Genomic DNA, 16319 nt, shown 5'->3' on the forward strand with positions numbered 1-16319 from the left:
CACGAACCCACGATAAAAAAACAAACCAAACGGCGCGCAGCATTCTGGACTGCGCGCCGTTTGCGTTTCAGATCACGCCCGTTTGGCGATATCCCAGACGCCGGTGCGTGCCACTTCTTCGGCAAAGCAGCGCAGGCTGTTGGGCTGACGACCCAGAATTTCATGCACGTCATTGGTTGGCTGGCTGTTACGACCATCCAGTACTTCGGAGAACAGGTACCGGATTAGTCCGCGCACCTCATCAGGCATGCCATCGGCGGCCAGTCCGTGATCAAGCTCATCAAGGGTGATGGGCACGAAATTGACCGGATGGTTGGTGACGTCCGAGATGATCTTGGTGACTTCGGCAAAGGTCACGGCATTCGGCCCGGACAATTCATAGGTCTTGCCGATATGACGATCATCAAGCAGGCAGGCAACCGCACATTCCGCAATATCATCGGCATCAACAAACGGCTCTGGCGTGTTCCCGGCCGGCAGGGCCAGCGTGCCTTGCTGGATATAGGGCAGGAACAGGTCTTCGTTGAAATTCTGGAAGAACCAGTTGGCACGCAGCACCGTCGCATCCGCACCGGAAAGATGCAGGGCATGTTCGGCCTGATGGGCGGCTTCTTCGCCTCGGCCAGATAGCATCACAATGCGCTTTACGCCGTGCATCAGGGCAAGCTTGGCAAAGCTCGCAATGATTTCATCAGATCCCGGAACGGCGAGATCGGGCTGGAAGGTGACATAGACTGCATCGCGATCGCGTAGAACATCATCCCATGTTTTGCGATCGGTCCAGTCAAAGGCGGGGGTGGTGCTGCGTGAAACCGCACGCACATCATGCCCCAGAGAGATCAGTTTTTCAGCAACGCGGCGGCCGGTTTTGGCCGTTGCGCCGAGTACAAGAAAGCGGGGATTGGTCGACATCATATTGGCTCCTGACAAGGGTTTCAAAATGTGAGGAATCCTCACATTTGCCAAATGTGATAAATCCTCATATTTTGATCGTCAAGAGTTGTGACCCATCACAAGCCTGTGAAACCTGGCTCATCATGCCGGGTTGTTTCGAGGAAAAAGGATCTAACGCGTTGACTGATAACGTGAAAAAAATGCGCCGTGCGCCGACCCAAAAAAGAAGCCGTGAACGGGTCGACACCATCCTAAAAGTCGTCTGCGAGCTGATTTCAACTCATGGCAGCGACGCGATCAGGATGGGTGAAGTCGCCGAAAAGGCGGGAGTCTCCATCGGATCGCTCTATCAGTATTTCCCGGACAAGGCGTCGATCATTCATGCGCTTGCCGATCGCTATAACGCCGAATCCGTCCATTGCATCGAAGAAGCATTGGCGGAGGTAAGCTCAGCTGATGCCTTACTGGCAGCGTTCGATAAGCTGATTGATACCTATTACGAGCTGTTTCTGGCCGAACCGGTGATTTGCGACATCTGGACCGGTACGCAAGCCGACAAGACCCTGCGCGATATGGAAATGGAAGTCAGCCGGGCCAATGCCGGCCTTCTGGCCAAGGCGATCCTGCGCGTGCGGGGCAATGATGGTGATTTCAAAACCATCGTCGCACGCTGTCTGTTGATCATGTATTCAGGGGAATCCACCATGCGGCTTGCCATCGCCGTCCCGCGCAGTGAAGGGCGCGAGATCGTCGCAAGTTACAAGCGGATGGTCGGTCGGGAATTGGCTGAGATGGCCCGGATTTAGGCTGATTATTAACCGACTTTGGCTGCAAACGGTGTCGGGGCGGGGCGGGCCAGCAGGAAGCCCTGCACGTAATCGACGTCGTGATTGCGCAGGAATTCAAGCTCCTCCTCGCGCTCGATCCCCTCGGCGACGACTTCGATATCAAGTTGCTTGGCCAGGGCGATCAGTTTGCTGACGATGGCCTGTTTGAACTTGTCATGATCAACATGATCGACCAGTTCGCGGTCAATCTTGATGATATCAGGGCGCAGTTCCGGCAACAGGTTCAGGGTTGAATAGCCCGAACCGACGTCATCAAGTGCCACCCGGAAGCCCGATGCGCGATAGCTTTCCAGAATGGCGCTCAGATGTGCGGTGCTGCGGACCTTCTCGGTTTCAATCACCTCAAACACCACATTGCTGCGATCCAGATTGCATTCCTCGACCACGTCGATGGTTGAACGCAGGCAGGAATCCGGATCATAGATCGAACTGGGCGTGAAGTTGATGAACAGGTTGCCATTGATGCCGGCCTTGTGCGCATTCCGCACATTGGCAGCCCGTGCCGCCCGGTCCAACTGAAACAGAAGGGTTGCCGATTGGGCCGCGTCAAACAGCTGACCGGGATTGATGACTTCACCAGACACGCTTTCCCCGCGCACAAGGCATTCATGGGCAAAGGGTTTGCCAAGGTCATCAATGGCAAAAATCGGCTGGAAGACGGAATTCAACCGGTTGTCCCGCAACAAGTCGCCCAGCCATTCCGCGCCGATGGCGGCCCGAATTGCGCCAAGGCTTGTGATTTGTGCAATGTCATCAATTTCCGGGCGCTGTTCGCCGGGCATAATCAGGGCCTTGGTATCGGCCAGTTCTTCGGGAAGGAGATGGGCCGAAATGGCGTCGATCAGGGCACGCAGGCCGGGACGTTTGTAATGTACCGAAAGTGTCGCGACAGAGGCCGATTTTTCAACCTCTACACCGATGGATTTGGCACCAGCCAGGATTTTTCCGGTGGTGTGGGCGACCGGCGGCCAGAGATAGAGCGTGCCGTTGGCGGGGGCGATTTCGGGAACCGAATCACATTTTTCACAATAGGTCACCTCAAGATCTCCATTCCGTCCGTCGCGCTGCTGGCTTTGGCCAATCGCTTTGTTGTTGTGTCGTCAGCCTAGCATATGCCGCGCGAAGCCAAAAAATCCAGCCTAGAAGTTTTATCATTCAAGGCGATAGCGGCCCTGTTCACTCTGATACGGTGAGGCTTGCCAATTCGCTCAAACATCGCAAAGCGCGAAACGATTGGTCAAAGGGCGGTGCACTGCTATTCTGGGCCAACCAACATGCCCCTCAGAGGACCAAATGCATTACAGCATGCGGCAATACCGCGCCGAAGCGCAAAGCCACAGTCACAGCGATTTCCATCAGATCATCATCTCCGAGCTCGGCAAGCTCGAGATGGAGGTCGAAGGACGCGGTGGCGAGGTTTGCGGTCGGCAACTGGCCTTTGTCGAGGCAGGCAAAACCCATGCCTATCGGGCGGAGGGGCTTAACCGTTTCCTTGTCCTCGATGTCAACGCCGACCTAGCCCATCGCACCGGTCTTGAGGCGCTGTGGCATCGGCACGGCAGTGCTGCGACCTATCTTGAAGTCGGCCTTGGCCATCAACGCGGATTAATCGGTCTTTTGGACGGTTTGTCGACAGCCGATACGCACGAAAGTACTGACGGGGCACGGTTGCTGGATGGTTTGAAAACGCTTCTTCTGAGCAGTCGTCAGACTAATGGCGGCTTGGCTTACGGTAAGGTGGATTTACCATCGCGCCTTGTCCGCACCATGGCCTGGGCCGAGGCCAGATTGGGCGAGGAAATTACAATCACCGACCTCGCAACCATTGCCGCCCAATCGGAAAGCAGCCTCTTTGCTGCCTTTCAAAAGCATGTCGGAACAAGCCCGATGCGCTGGCTGACCGAGCAACGCCTGCAGATGGCCATGGCGCTGCTGCGCGACCCTGAGATCCGCCTTTCGATGTCTGATCTGTCGAACGCCGTCGGCTTCGCCGACCAAAGCGCGTTCTCACGTGCCTTTTCCCGTCGCTTTGGCTGTGCGCCAAGGACGATACGTCCGGGTGCGGCCGTTCTTTAAAGCCAAACGCGCAACTCATACCGTTTCGTTCATGTCGAGAACTTCTGGAGTTTGGGCAAAGACCTGATGCCCGAACGGGGGCATCTTCCGATCTTGCAAAACGGCAGGATCGGGTGCTCCATGAAAACGGTTGATGAAAAACGAAAGGCAACGCTGATCGGGGTGATTGCTGTGGTCCTTTGGGCCCTGCTTGCCCTGTTTACCACCGAACTGGCATGCATTCCGCCTTTTCAGTTGGTGAGCCTGTGCTTTGCCGTGGCCAGTATTTTCAGTGCACTCTGGATCACTTTGCGCGGTGGCAGTGTCGTGCGCGCCTTGCGTCAGCCGCTTGGTGCTTGGGTGCTCGGGGTTGGTGGACTGTTTGGCTATCACTTCTTCTATTTCGTAGCACTGGCAAACGCGCCTGCAGTTGAGGCGAGCCTGATTGCCTATCTCTGGCCGCTTTTGATTGTGTTGTTCTCTGCACTTCTGCCCGGTGAACGCCTGAGATGGCAGCATCTCGCAGGGGTTGCTTTGGGATTGTTTGGTGCAGTCCTTTTGGTCAGCAAGGGGCAAGGCCTGTCTTTCAACCCGGCATTTGCGTTGGGCTATGGTGCGGCTGTTATCTGTTCTTTGCTCTGGTCGGGCTATTCAGTGCTTAACCGACGCTATCGCAACGTTCCGGTGGGGGCGGTTTGCGGCTTTTGCGCAGGCGCGTCGTTGCTTGGCTTTGTCACCCATGGCCTACTCGAAACCTGGGTGACACCAGATACCATACAATGGTTGGCAATCCTCGGTCTGGGGCTCGGCCCGGTTGGCGCGGCCTTCTTTGTCTGGGATCACGGCACCAAACATGGTGACATTCAAATCCTCGGTGTTGCCGCCTATGGCGCGCCGCTGCTCAGTACCTGCTTGCTGATTGCCTTCGGAAAGGCGCTTGCAACGCCTGCAATCATTGTTGGCTGTATCCTGATTGTCGGTGGCGCTGTTCTGGCGTCTGCGAACTTTTTGTCTGGCAAGCGAGGTCGTTCACTCTCTTCGGAATAGGTTCGCGAAACCGGCCCCTGTTACATATCGGTCACATTTACGTGATTATACGGAATTTCTGCAATATTTGTGCTGTGCGGCAATATTTAAATGACTTATAGTCGGTATGTGCTTGGGGAGGGGGCGTAGTAAACAGTTTACGCATCCAGGGACAGATGAATGACGCAGCCAAAAAAAGACATTGCGCTCGGAATGAAGCAGGCGATGTCAGCCGCGCAGTTTAAGCAGGCCGCCAAAATCGGCGCCCAGCTCGTGCGTCTGCACCCAAAGAGAACCGATCTCCAGATAATGACAGCTGTCAGCGAGCTACAGGCTGGTTTGCCAGATAATGGGGCAAGAAGACTGAAAAAGCTGTTTGCTTCCTTGCCCTTTGGCGACAATTATTTCCCGGCTGTTACAAAGAATTTTCTGCAATACGCAGAAGCATTTAATGACTACGGATCATTAGAGTCTTCAATCCGTAAACGCCTTCGTGCGGCGCCGCACAACGATATGTTGTCAGCGATGCTCGCCGACGTCATTTTTCGGCGTGAAATCGTTTCAAGTCCCGGACTGTGCCATGCACCTCGTTTGGCGGAAGCAGTTCAGATTTTGCGCAATATTCCCGAGAAAAGCACGAAGTTCGAAGACAGTCAGAAACTGCTCGCACGCATTTATCTTCACCAGGAAGAATATCAGCTGGCATCCAGTGTGCTCGAAGAGTTACTCGCGCGTGCTCCAGGGGACATTTCAGTCCGAATGCTTTTGGCGTCGTCTTATGCGATTGCAGGCAAGGATGAGGATGCGGTTTCAAACAGCCTCGCAATTATCAAAAGCAACCCGGACTATAGTGCGCAGCCTTACCTGATCATTTCCTTTATGCGCCCACAGGCCATGCCGGACGGGGCGAAGAAGGTACTTGACGGCATCGTGAATAATGCCGGGGCAGATAGTGGAGAACGCTACAAGGCCGCATTTGCGTTGGCCAAGATCGAGGAAGTCCAAGGCAATATGCAGGCGGCCTTTGAATATTATCAGAAAGGGCACGCTGCTGATCGTTCGGGGCGCCCCTTTAACATCAAGCGCGAACTTGGTGAGCTGCAAAAACTGCGTGATCTGGTGAGTGCTCCGCGACAAACCTCTATGCTGTCAGCCGGCGCAGAAGATCCCGCAGGACCAAAGCCCATCTTTGTTGTCGGCATGCCGCGATCTGGAACCACGCTTACGGAACGTATTCTTGGCGCGCACCCGGATGTGCATGCTGCTGGTGAGATTGGTGATCTTGCGAAGGCAGTTACGGATGTTGTAGGGCCAGGGCAGATTTCGGAACAGGCAGCGCGAATTGACGCGAAGGCCGCAGCACGGATCAGAAAGCAGTATCTTGATGCATTGGCAGCATATGCACCTGACAAACAGTTTGTCACGAACAAGACACCTGCCAACTATTTGCGGATTGAAATGATCCGGCGTGTCTTCCCGGATGCACCGATTATTCACACGCACCGTCATCCTTTGGCGACATGTCTGTCGATTTACACGACGCCATTTGCCATGCCGATGCGCTATTCCGACGATCTGGGAGAGTTCGCACAATACTATCGCGGATATGTCGATCTGATGAATGCCTGTTTTGAGACCGATCAGAACGGACAGATTTATGATCTGTCCTACGAGGATTTGGTATCTGATCCCGAGGCGGTAGCACGCGACTATCTGGCTCATTGCGGACTGGATTGGCGGCCGGAATGTCTGGAATTCTATCGCGCGGGCAAGGCGGCTGCGACGGCCAGCATGATTCAGGTGCGCCGTCCGATTAATCAGGATTCTGTTCAGAAATGGCAGCGGTTTGAGCCCTATATCGGGCCGTTGGCAGCACTGGCAGATGATCCGGATATCCGTCAATGGCGGGCTGCGGTCAAATCATCGCGGCGTGCGGTTGCCGCGTGACCTTCAGGCGAGCTTCGGGTTAGAAGGTATCAGAAGGAAAACGATACCGAGAAATCCGGAGCACCGCGATGACCAGCACCATTCCCAAAGCAGAACTGCATTTGCATCTTGAAGGCGCGATGACGCCAGCGCTTGTGCGCCGTTTTGCCAAGCGTAATGGCCTTACTCTGCCTGATGACATCTATGATGATCAGGATCGCTATCTCTGGGATGACTTTCCAGAATTCCTCAACAGCTTTGACAAGGCCAGTGCTGCCATCCGCACCAAGCAGGATTACGCCGACCTGACGTCCTCCTATCTGATCGAGCAGGCAAAGGTCGGAACCCTTTATGCCGAGATTTTCTGTTCTCCAACTCATGCGGCCAATTGCGGCCTGTCCTTTGACGATCATCTTGAAGCCGTGGTTGAAGGCATTGATCGTGCCGAAAAGGAAAGCGGGATCATTGGCCGGATCATCATGACCTGTGTGCGCCATGTCGGGCCGGATATTGCGATCAAGGTTGCGCGTGAAACGGTTGCTTGCGGGCATCCATACATTGTCGGATTTGGCATGGGCGGCAATGAAAGCATGTTCACGCAGGAAGATTTCTATCCGGCCTTCAAAATCGCCCGTGATGCAGGCCTTGGCTGCACCACCCATGCCGGTGAGGTCGAAGGACCGCAAAGCGTCTGGGATGCGATTGAAAAGCTTCCTGTGACCCGGATCGGTCATGGTGTGCGGTCCATCGAAGATCCGAAGCTGGTCGAAACATTGGCCAAACGCGAAATCGTGCTGGAAGTCTGCCCTGGGTCAAATATCGCGCTTTCGGTGTTCCCGGATTATGCATCCCATCCATTGCGCAAGTTTTATGAGGCCGGGGTCAAGGTCACCCTTGGGTCAGATGATCCGCCGTTCTTCTTTACCTCGCTGGCAGACGAATATCAGCGTGCAGAAGAGCTGTTTGGCTTCAGTCCGGCAGAACTGACGGGCATCACCCGCACGGCCATCGAAGCCGCCTTTGTTGATGAAGACACCAAGGCCAGGCTTATCGCGAAGCTTTAAGCGTCAAATGGACTTGCAGCGCGCGATATGCGCATCAAAAGCCTGCCAGAACTTGTGGCGATAGAGATCATGTTCCTGAAGGATCTCGTGACGGGCTTCGGGGATTTCCGTGATGATGATGGATGGCACATTGCCAAACAGATCTTCGGTGGTCTGGTTGGAAACAACCTGATCATTGCCGGCCAGAACCATGGTGATGGGGGGCAGGGTCCATGCGCCCGATTTCATATGTTCTATCCGGTCGGAAACTAATGCCTGTGCCTTGAAACAGGCATCCAGCCATCCGGCAGAAACACCGCCAACCACAAGGTTCGGATGCTTTTTCAGGATCGCGACATTTCGGGCATGGCGCACGGCGTCCGAGGTCAGGATGTTGTCGTGCACAAACTTGGTCAGCGGGCTGAGCTTGCTTTGGCCGGGCAGGTATTGCTTGTCAAAACCATAGCGACACATGCTGTCAGCAACGAACTGTGCCGCGAGCGACAACCAGTCATGGCCCCCCAGGCCAAAGAACGGCGCGACCATTACGGCACTTTCCCACAGACCCGGTCGATCAAGCATCATCACCATGGCGACCAATCCGCCGGTCGAGTGGGTCAGGACAATCGGGCAGGTGATCCCGTGATTGTCACGGACATGGCCGATGACATGGCGTGTATCGGCGATATAATGCGCAACGTCATGGATATATCCCATTACCGGATCGCTGGTTTCGCGTGATGAGCCACCGTGACCGCGAAAGTCAAAGGTGACGCAGCCAAAGCCACGTTCAGAGAGCTCGTCTGCGGTTTCCTGATAGCGCTCGATATACTCCCCACGTCCTTGCAGGATCAGAATATGCTGTCGCGCCTGGTCTGGCGTCTGCACGCCATAGCGCAGACGGATCCCGTCCGGTGTTGTGAGGGTGTTGATCGCAAACGTCATTGGATGGCTTTCAGGTTCTGATTACTCGTCTGCGAGTGCGGTTGTGATAAAGGCCGTCATTTTATCCATCATGCCCGCGAAATCGGGATTGAATGTCCCGCGGCGCAAGCTGCCATCGGGGGCGGTATCAAACAGATTACGCTCGCCATAAAGGATATCTTCGCCGGTCTGACAGCGGGTGAGCGCATCGCCCTCGTCATAATGCCCGCAATCGGGAACAGCGCCATCCAGCCCGTAAAACGGGTCCTGGGGGCTCATGGTAATCGCCGTGTGGGCGTGATTGAGCGTGCGCAGCTCATGATTTTCAGAGCGCACGATATCAATGCCGTCGCAGGTCGCTGTGCCATCGGGGGCAGGGATCTCGCCCTGATACCAGATCAGGTGCTTTTGCGCGCTTGTGACCTTGTTGCAGAAGAAGTCACCGACCAGCTCCGGATTGATCGTCTGATCGTCTGAGCTGACAACCCCGAAGACGGGTAAATCAAAGTCGGGCAGGCTGCCGTCGCCATAAGGTTTGGTGAGCAGATAAAACTCCGCCGCGGCATTCATCGCCATGGAGCCATATTTTCCCGGATCACTGTTTTCACCCTGACCCACCCAGTCTTTGACATAGCGGACATAGGGGGTAAGCCAAGCCTGTTCGCTTTTGGCAGCTAATCCCGGCGAAAGCATGACAAGCGCGCTGGTCCGCTCCTTATCCGCTTGTTCGCTATAAACCCGACCGATCAGGGCAGCACCGGTGGAAAAGCCCATCGGAATGATGTGTTTAACCTCATCACCAAAGCTGTTCATGCCGAAGCGAACCGTTTCAAGCCAGTCTTCATAGTCCACATCAAGCAAGTCACCCGGGACAGTACCATGGCCGGGCAGAAGGACGCCATGGAAGGTCGCGCAGGGGAAGCGATCCCGCAAATCGTCGCGAATGTCACTCAGCCAATAGGGACTGTCCGTCAGGCCATGAACCATCAGGAAACCAACACCATTTCCCTGCAATCCGGCATCATCGCTGTTGCATGTCGCGCCAACCGGTCCAAGCGCGAAGGGCGCGCGCATGTCGACAACCTGATCAAGGGTGTGTTCGCCGAACGGTTTTTCCTCCACGGCAAAGCGCGTTTGCGTCAGTACGTTGCGTATCTGTTGGCGCGTGGATTTGACATAATCATCAAATGACATTCCGGCATTCGGGGCCATAATCGCCGCACCAGATGGTTCAAGGGCAGCGTCATTCTTCGCGCAGGCGCCGGTTGCTAGCAGGCTGCACAGGGCAAGCGATGCCAGACCTGTTCTGAGGATGCGGGGCGTGCCCATGATGTTTGCTCCGTTCAGTGTCGGTGATGTGTCGTTTCTTTTGAATGTGTTGGCAGGGATGTTAACGCGCGCGCTGCTATGGTGCGAGCAACAAAAAAGCGACCTGTAAACAGATCGCTTTTTGGGGCCGTTTGAACTGGTAAAAATCGTTACTCGATCAGTTCCCAGCTATGGGTGACTTCTGCAGCCTTTGATAGCATGATCGAGGCGGAGCAGTATTTTTCTGCCGAAAGTTCAACCGCGCGGCCGACCTTGGTTTCATTAAGGTTCTCACCCTTCACCTTGAAATGCAGGTGGATCTTGGTGAAGACCTTGGGATCGGTTTCCGCACGCTCGGCTTTGACGTCAGTTTCGACATCAAGGACGTTTTCTCGGCCTTTTTTCAGGATATGAACAACGTCAATCGATGAACAGCCACCGATACCAAGCAGAAGCATTTCCATCGGGCTCGGTCCAAAACCGTTATCCTTGTCACCATCCATGACAACACCGTGGCCAGTGCCGCTGGTGCCGGTGAAGGTCAGGTTTTCAAGCCATTTTACACGCGCTTCCATAATCGCATTCCCATCTGTGAAGAGTTGTTACCCTAACCTCTAGCCCGCCTTGGGCGGGGCTGCAAGGTGAGATCGGTGACATTGGCGTGAAGCAGGATGAGAAATGCGACCATGAGTGGTAAGTTGTTATGGGAGTTTTTACTTTCCGCTCGGATACTGGTCTGATTATTCAGATACCTATGGTGCAGGAGTTACGGCCATGACAGAGGATCCAACGCGCAGCAAAAGCCGCTTCATGATGGGCATGGAACATGTCCTGCGTGAGATCAATCACGAGATCATCAGCCCGGCCATCCCGGATATGTCAGTGGAAAACGCTGTTCCCCTGATGATTACGGTTGCTCGCCTGCGGGCCGAATATCTGAAATTTGCCTTCCATCTCTGCGATGATCGCAACGAGGATCACCCGACGGCCGAGGAACTGGCAAAGCTCAAACACCTGCGCGAAAGTTTCCAGGAAATGCTGGCGGTGGCCAAGGAACTCGAACATTGCATTGATCGCGGCTATATCGATCTTCCGGTCAAAAAATAGTCCTATCCTGACAAGCACCGTGCTTTGATGGTCCCAGCCTTAAGAAAAATAATGACTTATTCTCCAGTATATGCAATGGGTTGCGCATATAAATTACAAGGCCGTCTTAAAAGGTCTGATCTGGGACATCACATAAAACACGAAAAAAGGGAGAGCGCTGCTTTGCAGCGCGCCGGGTGTCTTGTCAGTCAGTGCGGATGTTGTGGCAACAGCGGCGTTGTCACGCGATAGTCTTGTTTTTCTTGATCCGGACGACCTGAAGGTCGTGTATGTCAATGCGGCTGCAGAAAAGCAACTTGGCGATGCCAAGTCGGTTTTGCGGCCGGGGACCGAGGTCAAACAGCTTCTCGCCTATCTTGCGAAAAACGGTGAATTTACCGATGGCGACGCCGTCACGGCGGTGCGCACGGCACTTGCGTCGATTTCCACGGGCAAATTTTCGGAACTGCCGGGCTTTCGTCTGGGCAAGACTCCGTTTCTTTGGCACTGCGATGTTGGTCCTTCCGGCACGCTGGCCCTTGTTTTGCGGGATGCCGGCCGGGCACAGGAACTGGCCAAGGCACTGGCAGATCATAAAACCTTTATCCAGCACCTGATTGATGTCCTGCCTACCCCGGTTTATCTGAAAAACCGCGAAGGGGTTCTGACGCGCTGCAACGGTGCCTTTGCCGAGCTGTTCGGGTTGGATCCCGAGGATGCGATTGGCAAGCGCATGGCCGATTTTGCGCCAAAATCACTGGCCAAGACCATCGGCGAACTCGAAGCCCCCTTGCGTGAAAGCGATGGGCAGGTGCGCGATGAAATTACATTTGCCCTCAATGACCATGAATGCACCGCGCTCTTTGCTGCCTCCACACTTCGGGGGCCAAGTGGTGCGATTGCCGGGACCATTGGCTCGCTGATCGATGTCACCAGCCTCAAGCAAGCTCAGGCCGAAGTCGCGGAGGCCTCCGAGCGCCTGACGGGACTATTGGAAAGTGCGCCGATCGGGGTCGGGATTTCCAGCCGCGAAAATGGTGTATTCCGGTTCTTTAACAGCACATTTGCCAAAATGCTTGGGCTTGCGGACGAGAAGGAGCCTTCGGACTCTATTCTGCTTTCCGAGCGCTACCGCGAACAGTCGCTCAAGGATATGGATGCGCTGGGCGAGTTGCAGGATGTCGAAATTCGTCTGCGCCGCCCGGAAATGTCCGAAGCACGCTGGCTTAAGACCTCGATCGAACCGCTATCGTTTCAGGGCGAGGAGAGCGTGCTGTGGTGGACGAGTGACATTACCAAGCAAAAGCACGCCGCGCGTGAATTGCAAAACAAGGCCAATAATGACGAGCTGACCGGGCTCGCCAACCGGGCGCGCTTCATGCAGAAGCTCGATCAGTGTGAAAACGTCCTGCGCGGCACTGATACGCCAGCCGCGATCTTCATCCTTGATCTGGACGGCTTCAAGCAGCTTAACGACACACAGGGCCATGCCGCCGGAGACTGGGTTCTGATTGAAACCGGTAAGCGTCTGAAACGCGCAGCGCGCCGGGCAGAGGAAGTCGCGCGACTTGGCGGGGACGAGTTTACGCTGCTGTTCCTCAATAAGGGCGGTGAGAAGGAAATGACCGAGGCCGCCGATGCGATTATTGCCGAAATGAGCCAGCCTTTTGTCTGGGAAGGACAGGATTGCGGTATTTCAGCTTCAATCGGCTTGGCTGTCTTTGATGGCGGCAGCTGTGATATGAGCGAACAACTCCGCCGTGCCGACAAGGCAATGTATGAAGCCAAGGCGGCCGGAAAAGCTCAATATTGCCTTTATACCCCTGAACTCGAACCAGACCTGCATACCGACGACTGAGGATGGGCGTGCGCGGTACGCCCGCTCATCAGTCACGCGCTTCCATGCCAAGAGCAGTCAGGAGCGGTTGGATATAGGGGGCGTAGGGCTTCCAGCGTTCAACGCTGGTCTGATACAGGCCTTGGCGGACCTGTGCGGCGCTTGCGGTGCGGACGGAGCGTTCCGTCTTGTGGAAGTCCAGCACGGACTCATCCCAAGACAAGCCTAGGAAATCGATCAAGCGGCGGGCTTCGGGTTTGATATCGGAAACAAGGTCTTCGTAATTGATCTCGATAAACCGGTCCTTGGGCAGGACCGCACGCCAATGCGCCATCAGGTCTTCATAGGCGCGATAGAACTCGCCCAGTTCCGTCTGGTTGCAGGTATAGACCTGCAGATTGGCAAACCGCTTCGAATAGCATGACAGGCAGGTGTCGACCGGATTGCGGCGGCAATGAATGATCTTGGCGCCCGGAACCGAGAGCAATATCAGGCCGGCCCAGGAAAAGTTCCCCAGCATCTTGTCGATGACAATCTTCGTCGACGGTTCCGGCGGATACATTGCCAGGACTTCATCGCGATAGGATTTCGCAAGTTCTGCCAGCAAGGCCGGGATTTTGATCTTGTCGTGATCTTCGGGCTGGCTGGGGAAAAGGGTACCAAACAGTCGATCCTTGAATTTAGGGAAGCTGCGCAGTTCGCCGGTCGCGAGGGTATCAGGATGACTGCCGAGAATTTGCTCGGTCAGGGTACTGCCACACCGTGGCATGCCGACGATGAAAGCATGATCGGGGCCGTCAACGGTTTTTTCTGGCAGGTTCTCAAACAGTGAGGCGGGGAAGTAATCGGCAATCGCACGCACGCGCCCGCAGGCGGTTTTTGAATCATAAGCCTTGTGTGTCGGGGTGTCCTCGGCGAAGTCCTGACGGCGAAGGGCATTGGCGGCATCAAGGTGAAATATCGCCTGCTTGGGATTCTTGCTGTCGATATAGGCTTTGCCAAGGGCAAAGCCGATCATTTCTCGATCGACCTTTGGCAGATCGTCAGCATCCTCACCAAGGATACTCTCCATAGTCTTGATGTCGGGGCTGTCGGCGGTGAACTTTATGACATCGGCAAGGTCATGCCATGCGCGGCCTGATTTCGGGTTTTCGGCGATGGCCTTGCGGAAATATTCCGCTGCGCTTTCCAGATCACCCGTATGACGTTTTGCTTCGCCGATCTGAAGCAAGTTGTTGACCCGGCGTTCCGGTTCATCCGGGGCGAGTTCTTCTGCCCGGGCGAGGTATTCCAAGGCCTCTGCCTCACGCCCGACCTTGAGCAGGGCGGAGCCAAGGTTGTTCAAGGCACGCCAGTTATCAGGGCTGAATTGCACGGCCTTTTCAAGGATCGTGATGCCCTGGTTAATGTGTTCGCCTTGAATAAGGTAGACCCCAAGGTCGCTATAGGTCTGGCCGTCAGTCGGGAATTTGCGAACGGCGGCAAACAGGATTTGCTGCACCAGATCATACTTTCCAGCCCCGGCAAACAGGCCAGCCAGTTCGCGAAAATAGTCGATCTTTGTATCGGGCAGATTGCACGCGGCCTGCAGGAGTTTGGCCGCCTCGTTGAGATTGCCGGTCGCGCGGTGAATTTTGGCCATTATCATAAGCGCCGGGCCATAATCAGCTGCAAGCGAAAGGGCCTGTTGCGCCTGTGCCTGCGCATCAGAAGCCTTGCCTGATGCCAGCGCGTTTTCTGCGCTTCTGATCAGTTTGTCGGCCTTCTGGCGATTACGTTTTTGCGCGAAACTGGGCGGTGCGACTGCCTTGCTCATGAAGCTGATTAAATCCCGATACGAATGGCTGGGTCAACCCTATCGGCAAGGGGTGATCAAACGGTTTAAGCGGAAACGAAAAACGCCCGGCCAATCGGCCGGGCGTTTCCCGTAAGCATGGTCTTCCGGATGGAAGATTAGCCGCTGTAGTACATGTCGAATTCGACCGGATGCGGCGACTGTTCGAAGCGAATGACTTCTTCCATTTTCAGGGAGATGTATGCGTCGATCAGGTCGTCGGTCATAACATCGCCTTTTTTCAGGAAGTCGCGGTCTGCATCGAGGCTGTCGAGAGCTTCGTGCAGCGAACGGCAAACGGTCGGAACTTCTTTGAGCTCTTCCGGCGGAAGGTCATAGAGGTTTTTGTCCATTGCTTCACCCGGATGGATCTTGTTCTCGATACCGTCAAGGCCAGCCATCAGCATTGCGGTGAATGCGAGATACGGGTTGGCAAGCGGATCCGGGAAGCGGATCTCAACGCGTTTGCCTTTCGGAGACGCGGTGTACGGGATACGGCAGGAAGCAGAACGGTTACGAGCAGAGTATGCCAGCAGAACCGGTGCTTCGAAGCCCGGGACCAGACGCTTGTAGGAGTTGGTCGTCGGGTTGGTGAAGGCGTTCAGGGCTTTGGCATGCTTGATGATACCGCCGATGTAGTACAGAGCGGTGTCAGAAAGGTCCGCATAGCCGTTACCTGCGAACAGCGGCTTGCCTTCGTGCCAGATCGACTGGTGCACGTGCATGCCCGAGCCGTTGTCACCGAAGATCGGCTTCGGCATGAAGGTTGCGGTTTTGCCATACTGGTGTGCAACCATGTGGATGCAGTACTTGTAGGTCTGAACGGCGTCAGCATGTTCGATCAGGGTGCCAAATGCGATACCCAGTTCGTGCTGCGACGGTGCAACTTCGTGGTGGTGCTTTTCGCAACGCACGCCCATTTCGTTGATGTAGTTGACCATTTCGGCACGGATGTCGTTTGCCGAGTCAACCGGCGGTACCGGGAAGTAACCACCCTTCGGACCCGGACGGTGGCCGCGGTTGCCGCCTTCGAATTCGGTGCCGGTGTTGTACGGACCTTCTTCGGAGTCAAGCGCGTAAGCCATGCTCTCCTGCGAGGTGCTCCAACGAACGTCGTCGAACAGGAAGAATTCCGGCTCTGCGCCGAAATATGCGGTGTCGCCGATGCCAGCTGACTTCATGTAAGCAAGCGCGCGTTTCGCGGTCGAACGCGGGCAACGCTCGTAACCCTGGCCGGTAGCCGGTTCGATAACGTCGCAAACAATGATGAGGGTCGGCTGTGCCGAGAACGGATCAACGACAGCGGTCGACGGATCCGGCATCAGAATCATGTCAGATTCGTTGATTTCTTTCCAACCGGAGATCGACGAACCGTCGAACATGATACCGTCAACAAAGACGTCTTCGTCGATCGTGCAGATATCCTGCGCGGTGTGCTGCCATTTACCTTTGGTATCGGTAAAGCGCAGATCGACAAACTGGATGCCTTTTTCTTTGATCAGATTAAGTACAGAAGCAGCGTCAGACATGATGCAACC

Annotated in this window: 14 protein-coding genes; 7 read left to right on the forward strand and 7 right to left on the reverse strand. The window is 55.2% G+C overall.

Annotated features, from left to right (window positions below):
- Nucleotides 1-72: 72 nt before the first annotated feature.
- Entirely contained in the window at nt 73-912 is an 840-nt protein-coding gene (locus CMO10_RS03675; RefSeq protein ID WP_297018917.1) for an NmrA family NAD(P)-binding protein, read from the reverse strand.
- Between the two features lie 161 nt (nt 913-1073).
- Here CMO10_RS03675 and CMO10_RS03680 point away from each other — a divergent pair, with 161 nt between their 5' ends.
- Entirely contained in the window at nt 1074-1700 is a 627-nt protein-coding gene (locus tag CMO10_RS03680) for a TetR/AcrR family transcriptional regulator (protein WP_297018918.1), read from the forward strand.
- A gap of 8 nt (nt 1701-1708) precedes the next feature.
- Here CMO10_RS03680 and CMO10_RS03685 read toward each other — a convergent pair whose 3' ends face one another.
- A complete protein-coding gene (locus CMO10_RS03685) occupies nt 1709-2779 on the reverse strand; it encodes an EAL domain-containing protein (RefSeq protein ID WP_297018919.1) in 1071 nt (356 codons plus the stop codon).
- A gap of 256 nt (nt 2780-3035) precedes the next feature.
- Between CMO10_RS03685 and CMO10_RS03690 the strand changes: the two genes are divergently transcribed.
- From CMO10_RS03690 to CMO10_RS03705, 4 genes are all read left to right on the forward strand, one after another.
- On the forward strand, nt 3036-3818 hold the full coding sequence (locus CMO10_RS03690; RefSeq protein ID WP_297018920.1) for a helix-turn-helix transcriptional regulator: 783 nt from the start codon (nt 3036-3038) through the stop codon (nt 3816-3818).
- Between the two features lie 120 nt (nt 3819-3938).
- Complete coding sequence (yddG, locus tag CMO10_RS03695) at nt 3939-4844, forward strand: aromatic amino acid exporter YddG (protein ID WP_297018921.1); 906 nt, start codon at nt 3939-3941, stop codon at nt 4842-4844.
- A 504-nt stretch (nt 4845-5348) separates the two neighbouring features.
- The gene (locus tag CMO10_RS03700) at nt 5349-6770 is read left to right on the forward strand and encodes a tetratricopeptide repeat-containing sulfotransferase family protein (RefSeq protein ID WP_297019007.1); all 1422 of its coding nucleotides are present in this window, start codon (nt 5349-5351) and stop codon (nt 6768-6770) included.
- Between the two features lie 68 nt (nt 6771-6838).
- Nucleotides 6839-7813 carry an adenosine deaminase gene (locus CMO10_RS03705; protein ID WP_297018922.1) on the forward strand — a complete coding sequence of 325 codons (975 nt, stop codon included), beginning with the start codon at nt 6839-6841 and terminating at the stop codon, nt 7811-7813.
- 3 nt (nt 7814-7816) lie between these two features.
- Here CMO10_RS03705 and CMO10_RS03710 read toward each other — a convergent pair whose 3' ends face one another.
- The 3 genes from CMO10_RS03710 to CMO10_RS03720 form a co-directional block, all read right to left on the reverse strand.
- The gene (locus CMO10_RS03710; RefSeq protein WP_297018923.1) at nt 7817-8737 is read right to left on the reverse strand and encodes an alpha/beta fold hydrolase; all 921 of its coding nucleotides are present in this window, start codon (nt 8735-8737) and stop codon (nt 7817-7819) included.
- A 21-nt stretch (nt 8738-8758) separates the two neighbouring features.
- Nucleotides 8759-10045 carry an alpha/beta hydrolase gene (locus CMO10_RS03715; protein WP_297018924.1) on the reverse strand — a complete coding sequence of 429 codons (1287 nt, stop codon included), beginning with the start codon at nt 10043-10045 and terminating at the stop codon, nt 8759-8761.
- 149 nt (nt 10046-10194) lie between these two features.
- A complete protein-coding gene (locus tag CMO10_RS03720) occupies nt 10195-10599 on the reverse strand; it encodes an OsmC family protein (RefSeq protein WP_044826646.1) in 405 nt (134 codons plus the stop codon).
- Between the two features lie 199 nt (nt 10600-10798).
- Here CMO10_RS03720 and CMO10_RS03725 point away from each other — a divergent pair, with 199 nt between their 5' ends.
- Together CMO10_RS03725 and CMO10_RS03730 are read left to right on the forward strand one after the other, a co-directional pair.
- Nucleotides 10799-11131 carry a hypothetical protein gene (locus tag CMO10_RS03725; protein WP_297018925.1) on the forward strand — a complete coding sequence of 111 codons (333 nt, stop codon included), beginning with the start codon at nt 10799-10801 and terminating at the stop codon, nt 11129-11131.
- A 181-nt stretch (nt 11132-11312) separates the two neighbouring features.
- Nucleotides 11313-12968, forward strand: coding sequence for a diguanylate cyclase domain-containing protein (locus CMO10_RS03730; protein ID WP_297018926.1), 1656 nt, complete (start codon nt 11313-11315; stop codon nt 12966-12968).
- A gap of 28 nt (nt 12969-12996) precedes the next feature.
- Here CMO10_RS03730 and CMO10_RS03735 read toward each other — a convergent pair whose 3' ends face one another.
- Both CMO10_RS03735 and glnA read right to left on the reverse strand, forming a co-directional pair.
- Entirely contained in the window at nt 12997-14763 is a 1767-nt protein-coding gene (locus CMO10_RS03735) for a tetratricopeptide repeat-containing sulfotransferase family protein (protein WP_297018927.1), read from the reverse strand.
- A gap of 137 nt (nt 14764-14900) precedes the next feature.
- Nucleotides 14901-16310, reverse strand: coding sequence for a type I glutamate--ammonia ligase (gene glnA, locus CMO10_RS03740; RefSeq protein WP_044826648.1), 1410 nt, complete (start codon nt 16308-16310; stop codon nt 14901-14903).
- Nucleotides 16311-16319 lie beyond the last annotated feature (9 nt).

Origin of the sequence: Thalassospira sp. (assembly GCF_002709775.1) — a bacterium.
Classification (GTDB): domain Bacteria; phylum Pseudomonadota; class Alphaproteobacteria; order Rhodospirillales; family Thalassospiraceae; genus Thalassospira.

Excerpts from the sequence above, each read along its gene's own strand:
- glnA (WP_044826648.1), bottom strand. The coding sequence starts at position 16,310 with ATGTCTGACGCTGCTTCTGTACTTAATCTGATCAAAGAAAAAGGCATC.
- CMO10_RS03690 (WP_297018920.1), top strand. The coding sequence starts at position 3,036 with ATGCATTACAGCATGCGGCAATACCGCGCCGAAGCGCAAAGCCACAGT.
- CMO10_RS03705 (WP_297018922.1), top strand. The coding sequence starts at position 6,839 with ATGACCAGCACCATTCCCAAAGCAGAACTGCATTTGCATCTTGAAGGC.
- CMO10_RS03700 (WP_297019007.1), top strand. The coding sequence starts at position 5,349 with ATGCTCGCCGACGTCATTTTTCGGCGTGAAATCGTTTCAAGTCCCGGA.
- CMO10_RS03735 (WP_297018927.1), bottom strand. The coding sequence starts at position 14,763 with ATGAGCAAGGCAGTCGCACCGCCCAGTTTCGCGCAAAAACGTAATCGC.
- CMO10_RS03675 (WP_297018917.1), bottom strand. The coding sequence starts at position 912 with ATGTCGACCAATCCCCGCTTTCTTGTACTCGGCGCAACGGCCAAAACC.
- CMO10_RS03715 (WP_297018924.1), bottom strand. The coding sequence starts at position 10,045 with ATGGGCACGCCCCGCATCCTCAGAACAGGTCTGGCATCGCTTGCCCTG.
- CMO10_RS03725 (WP_297018925.1), top strand. The coding sequence starts at position 10,799 with ATGACAGAGGATCCAACGCGCAGCAAAAGCCGCTTCATGATGGGCATG.
- CMO10_RS03720 (WP_044826646.1), bottom strand. The coding sequence starts at position 10,599 with ATGGAAGCGCGTGTAAAATGGCTTGAAAACCTGACCTTCACCGGCACC.
- yddG (WP_297018921.1), top strand. The coding sequence starts at position 3,939 with ATGAAAACGGTTGATGAAAAACGAAAGGCAACGCTGATCGGGGTGATT.
- CMO10_RS03710 (WP_297018923.1), bottom strand. The coding sequence starts at position 8,737 with ATGACGTTTGCGATCAACACCCTCACAACACCGGACGGGATCCGTCTG.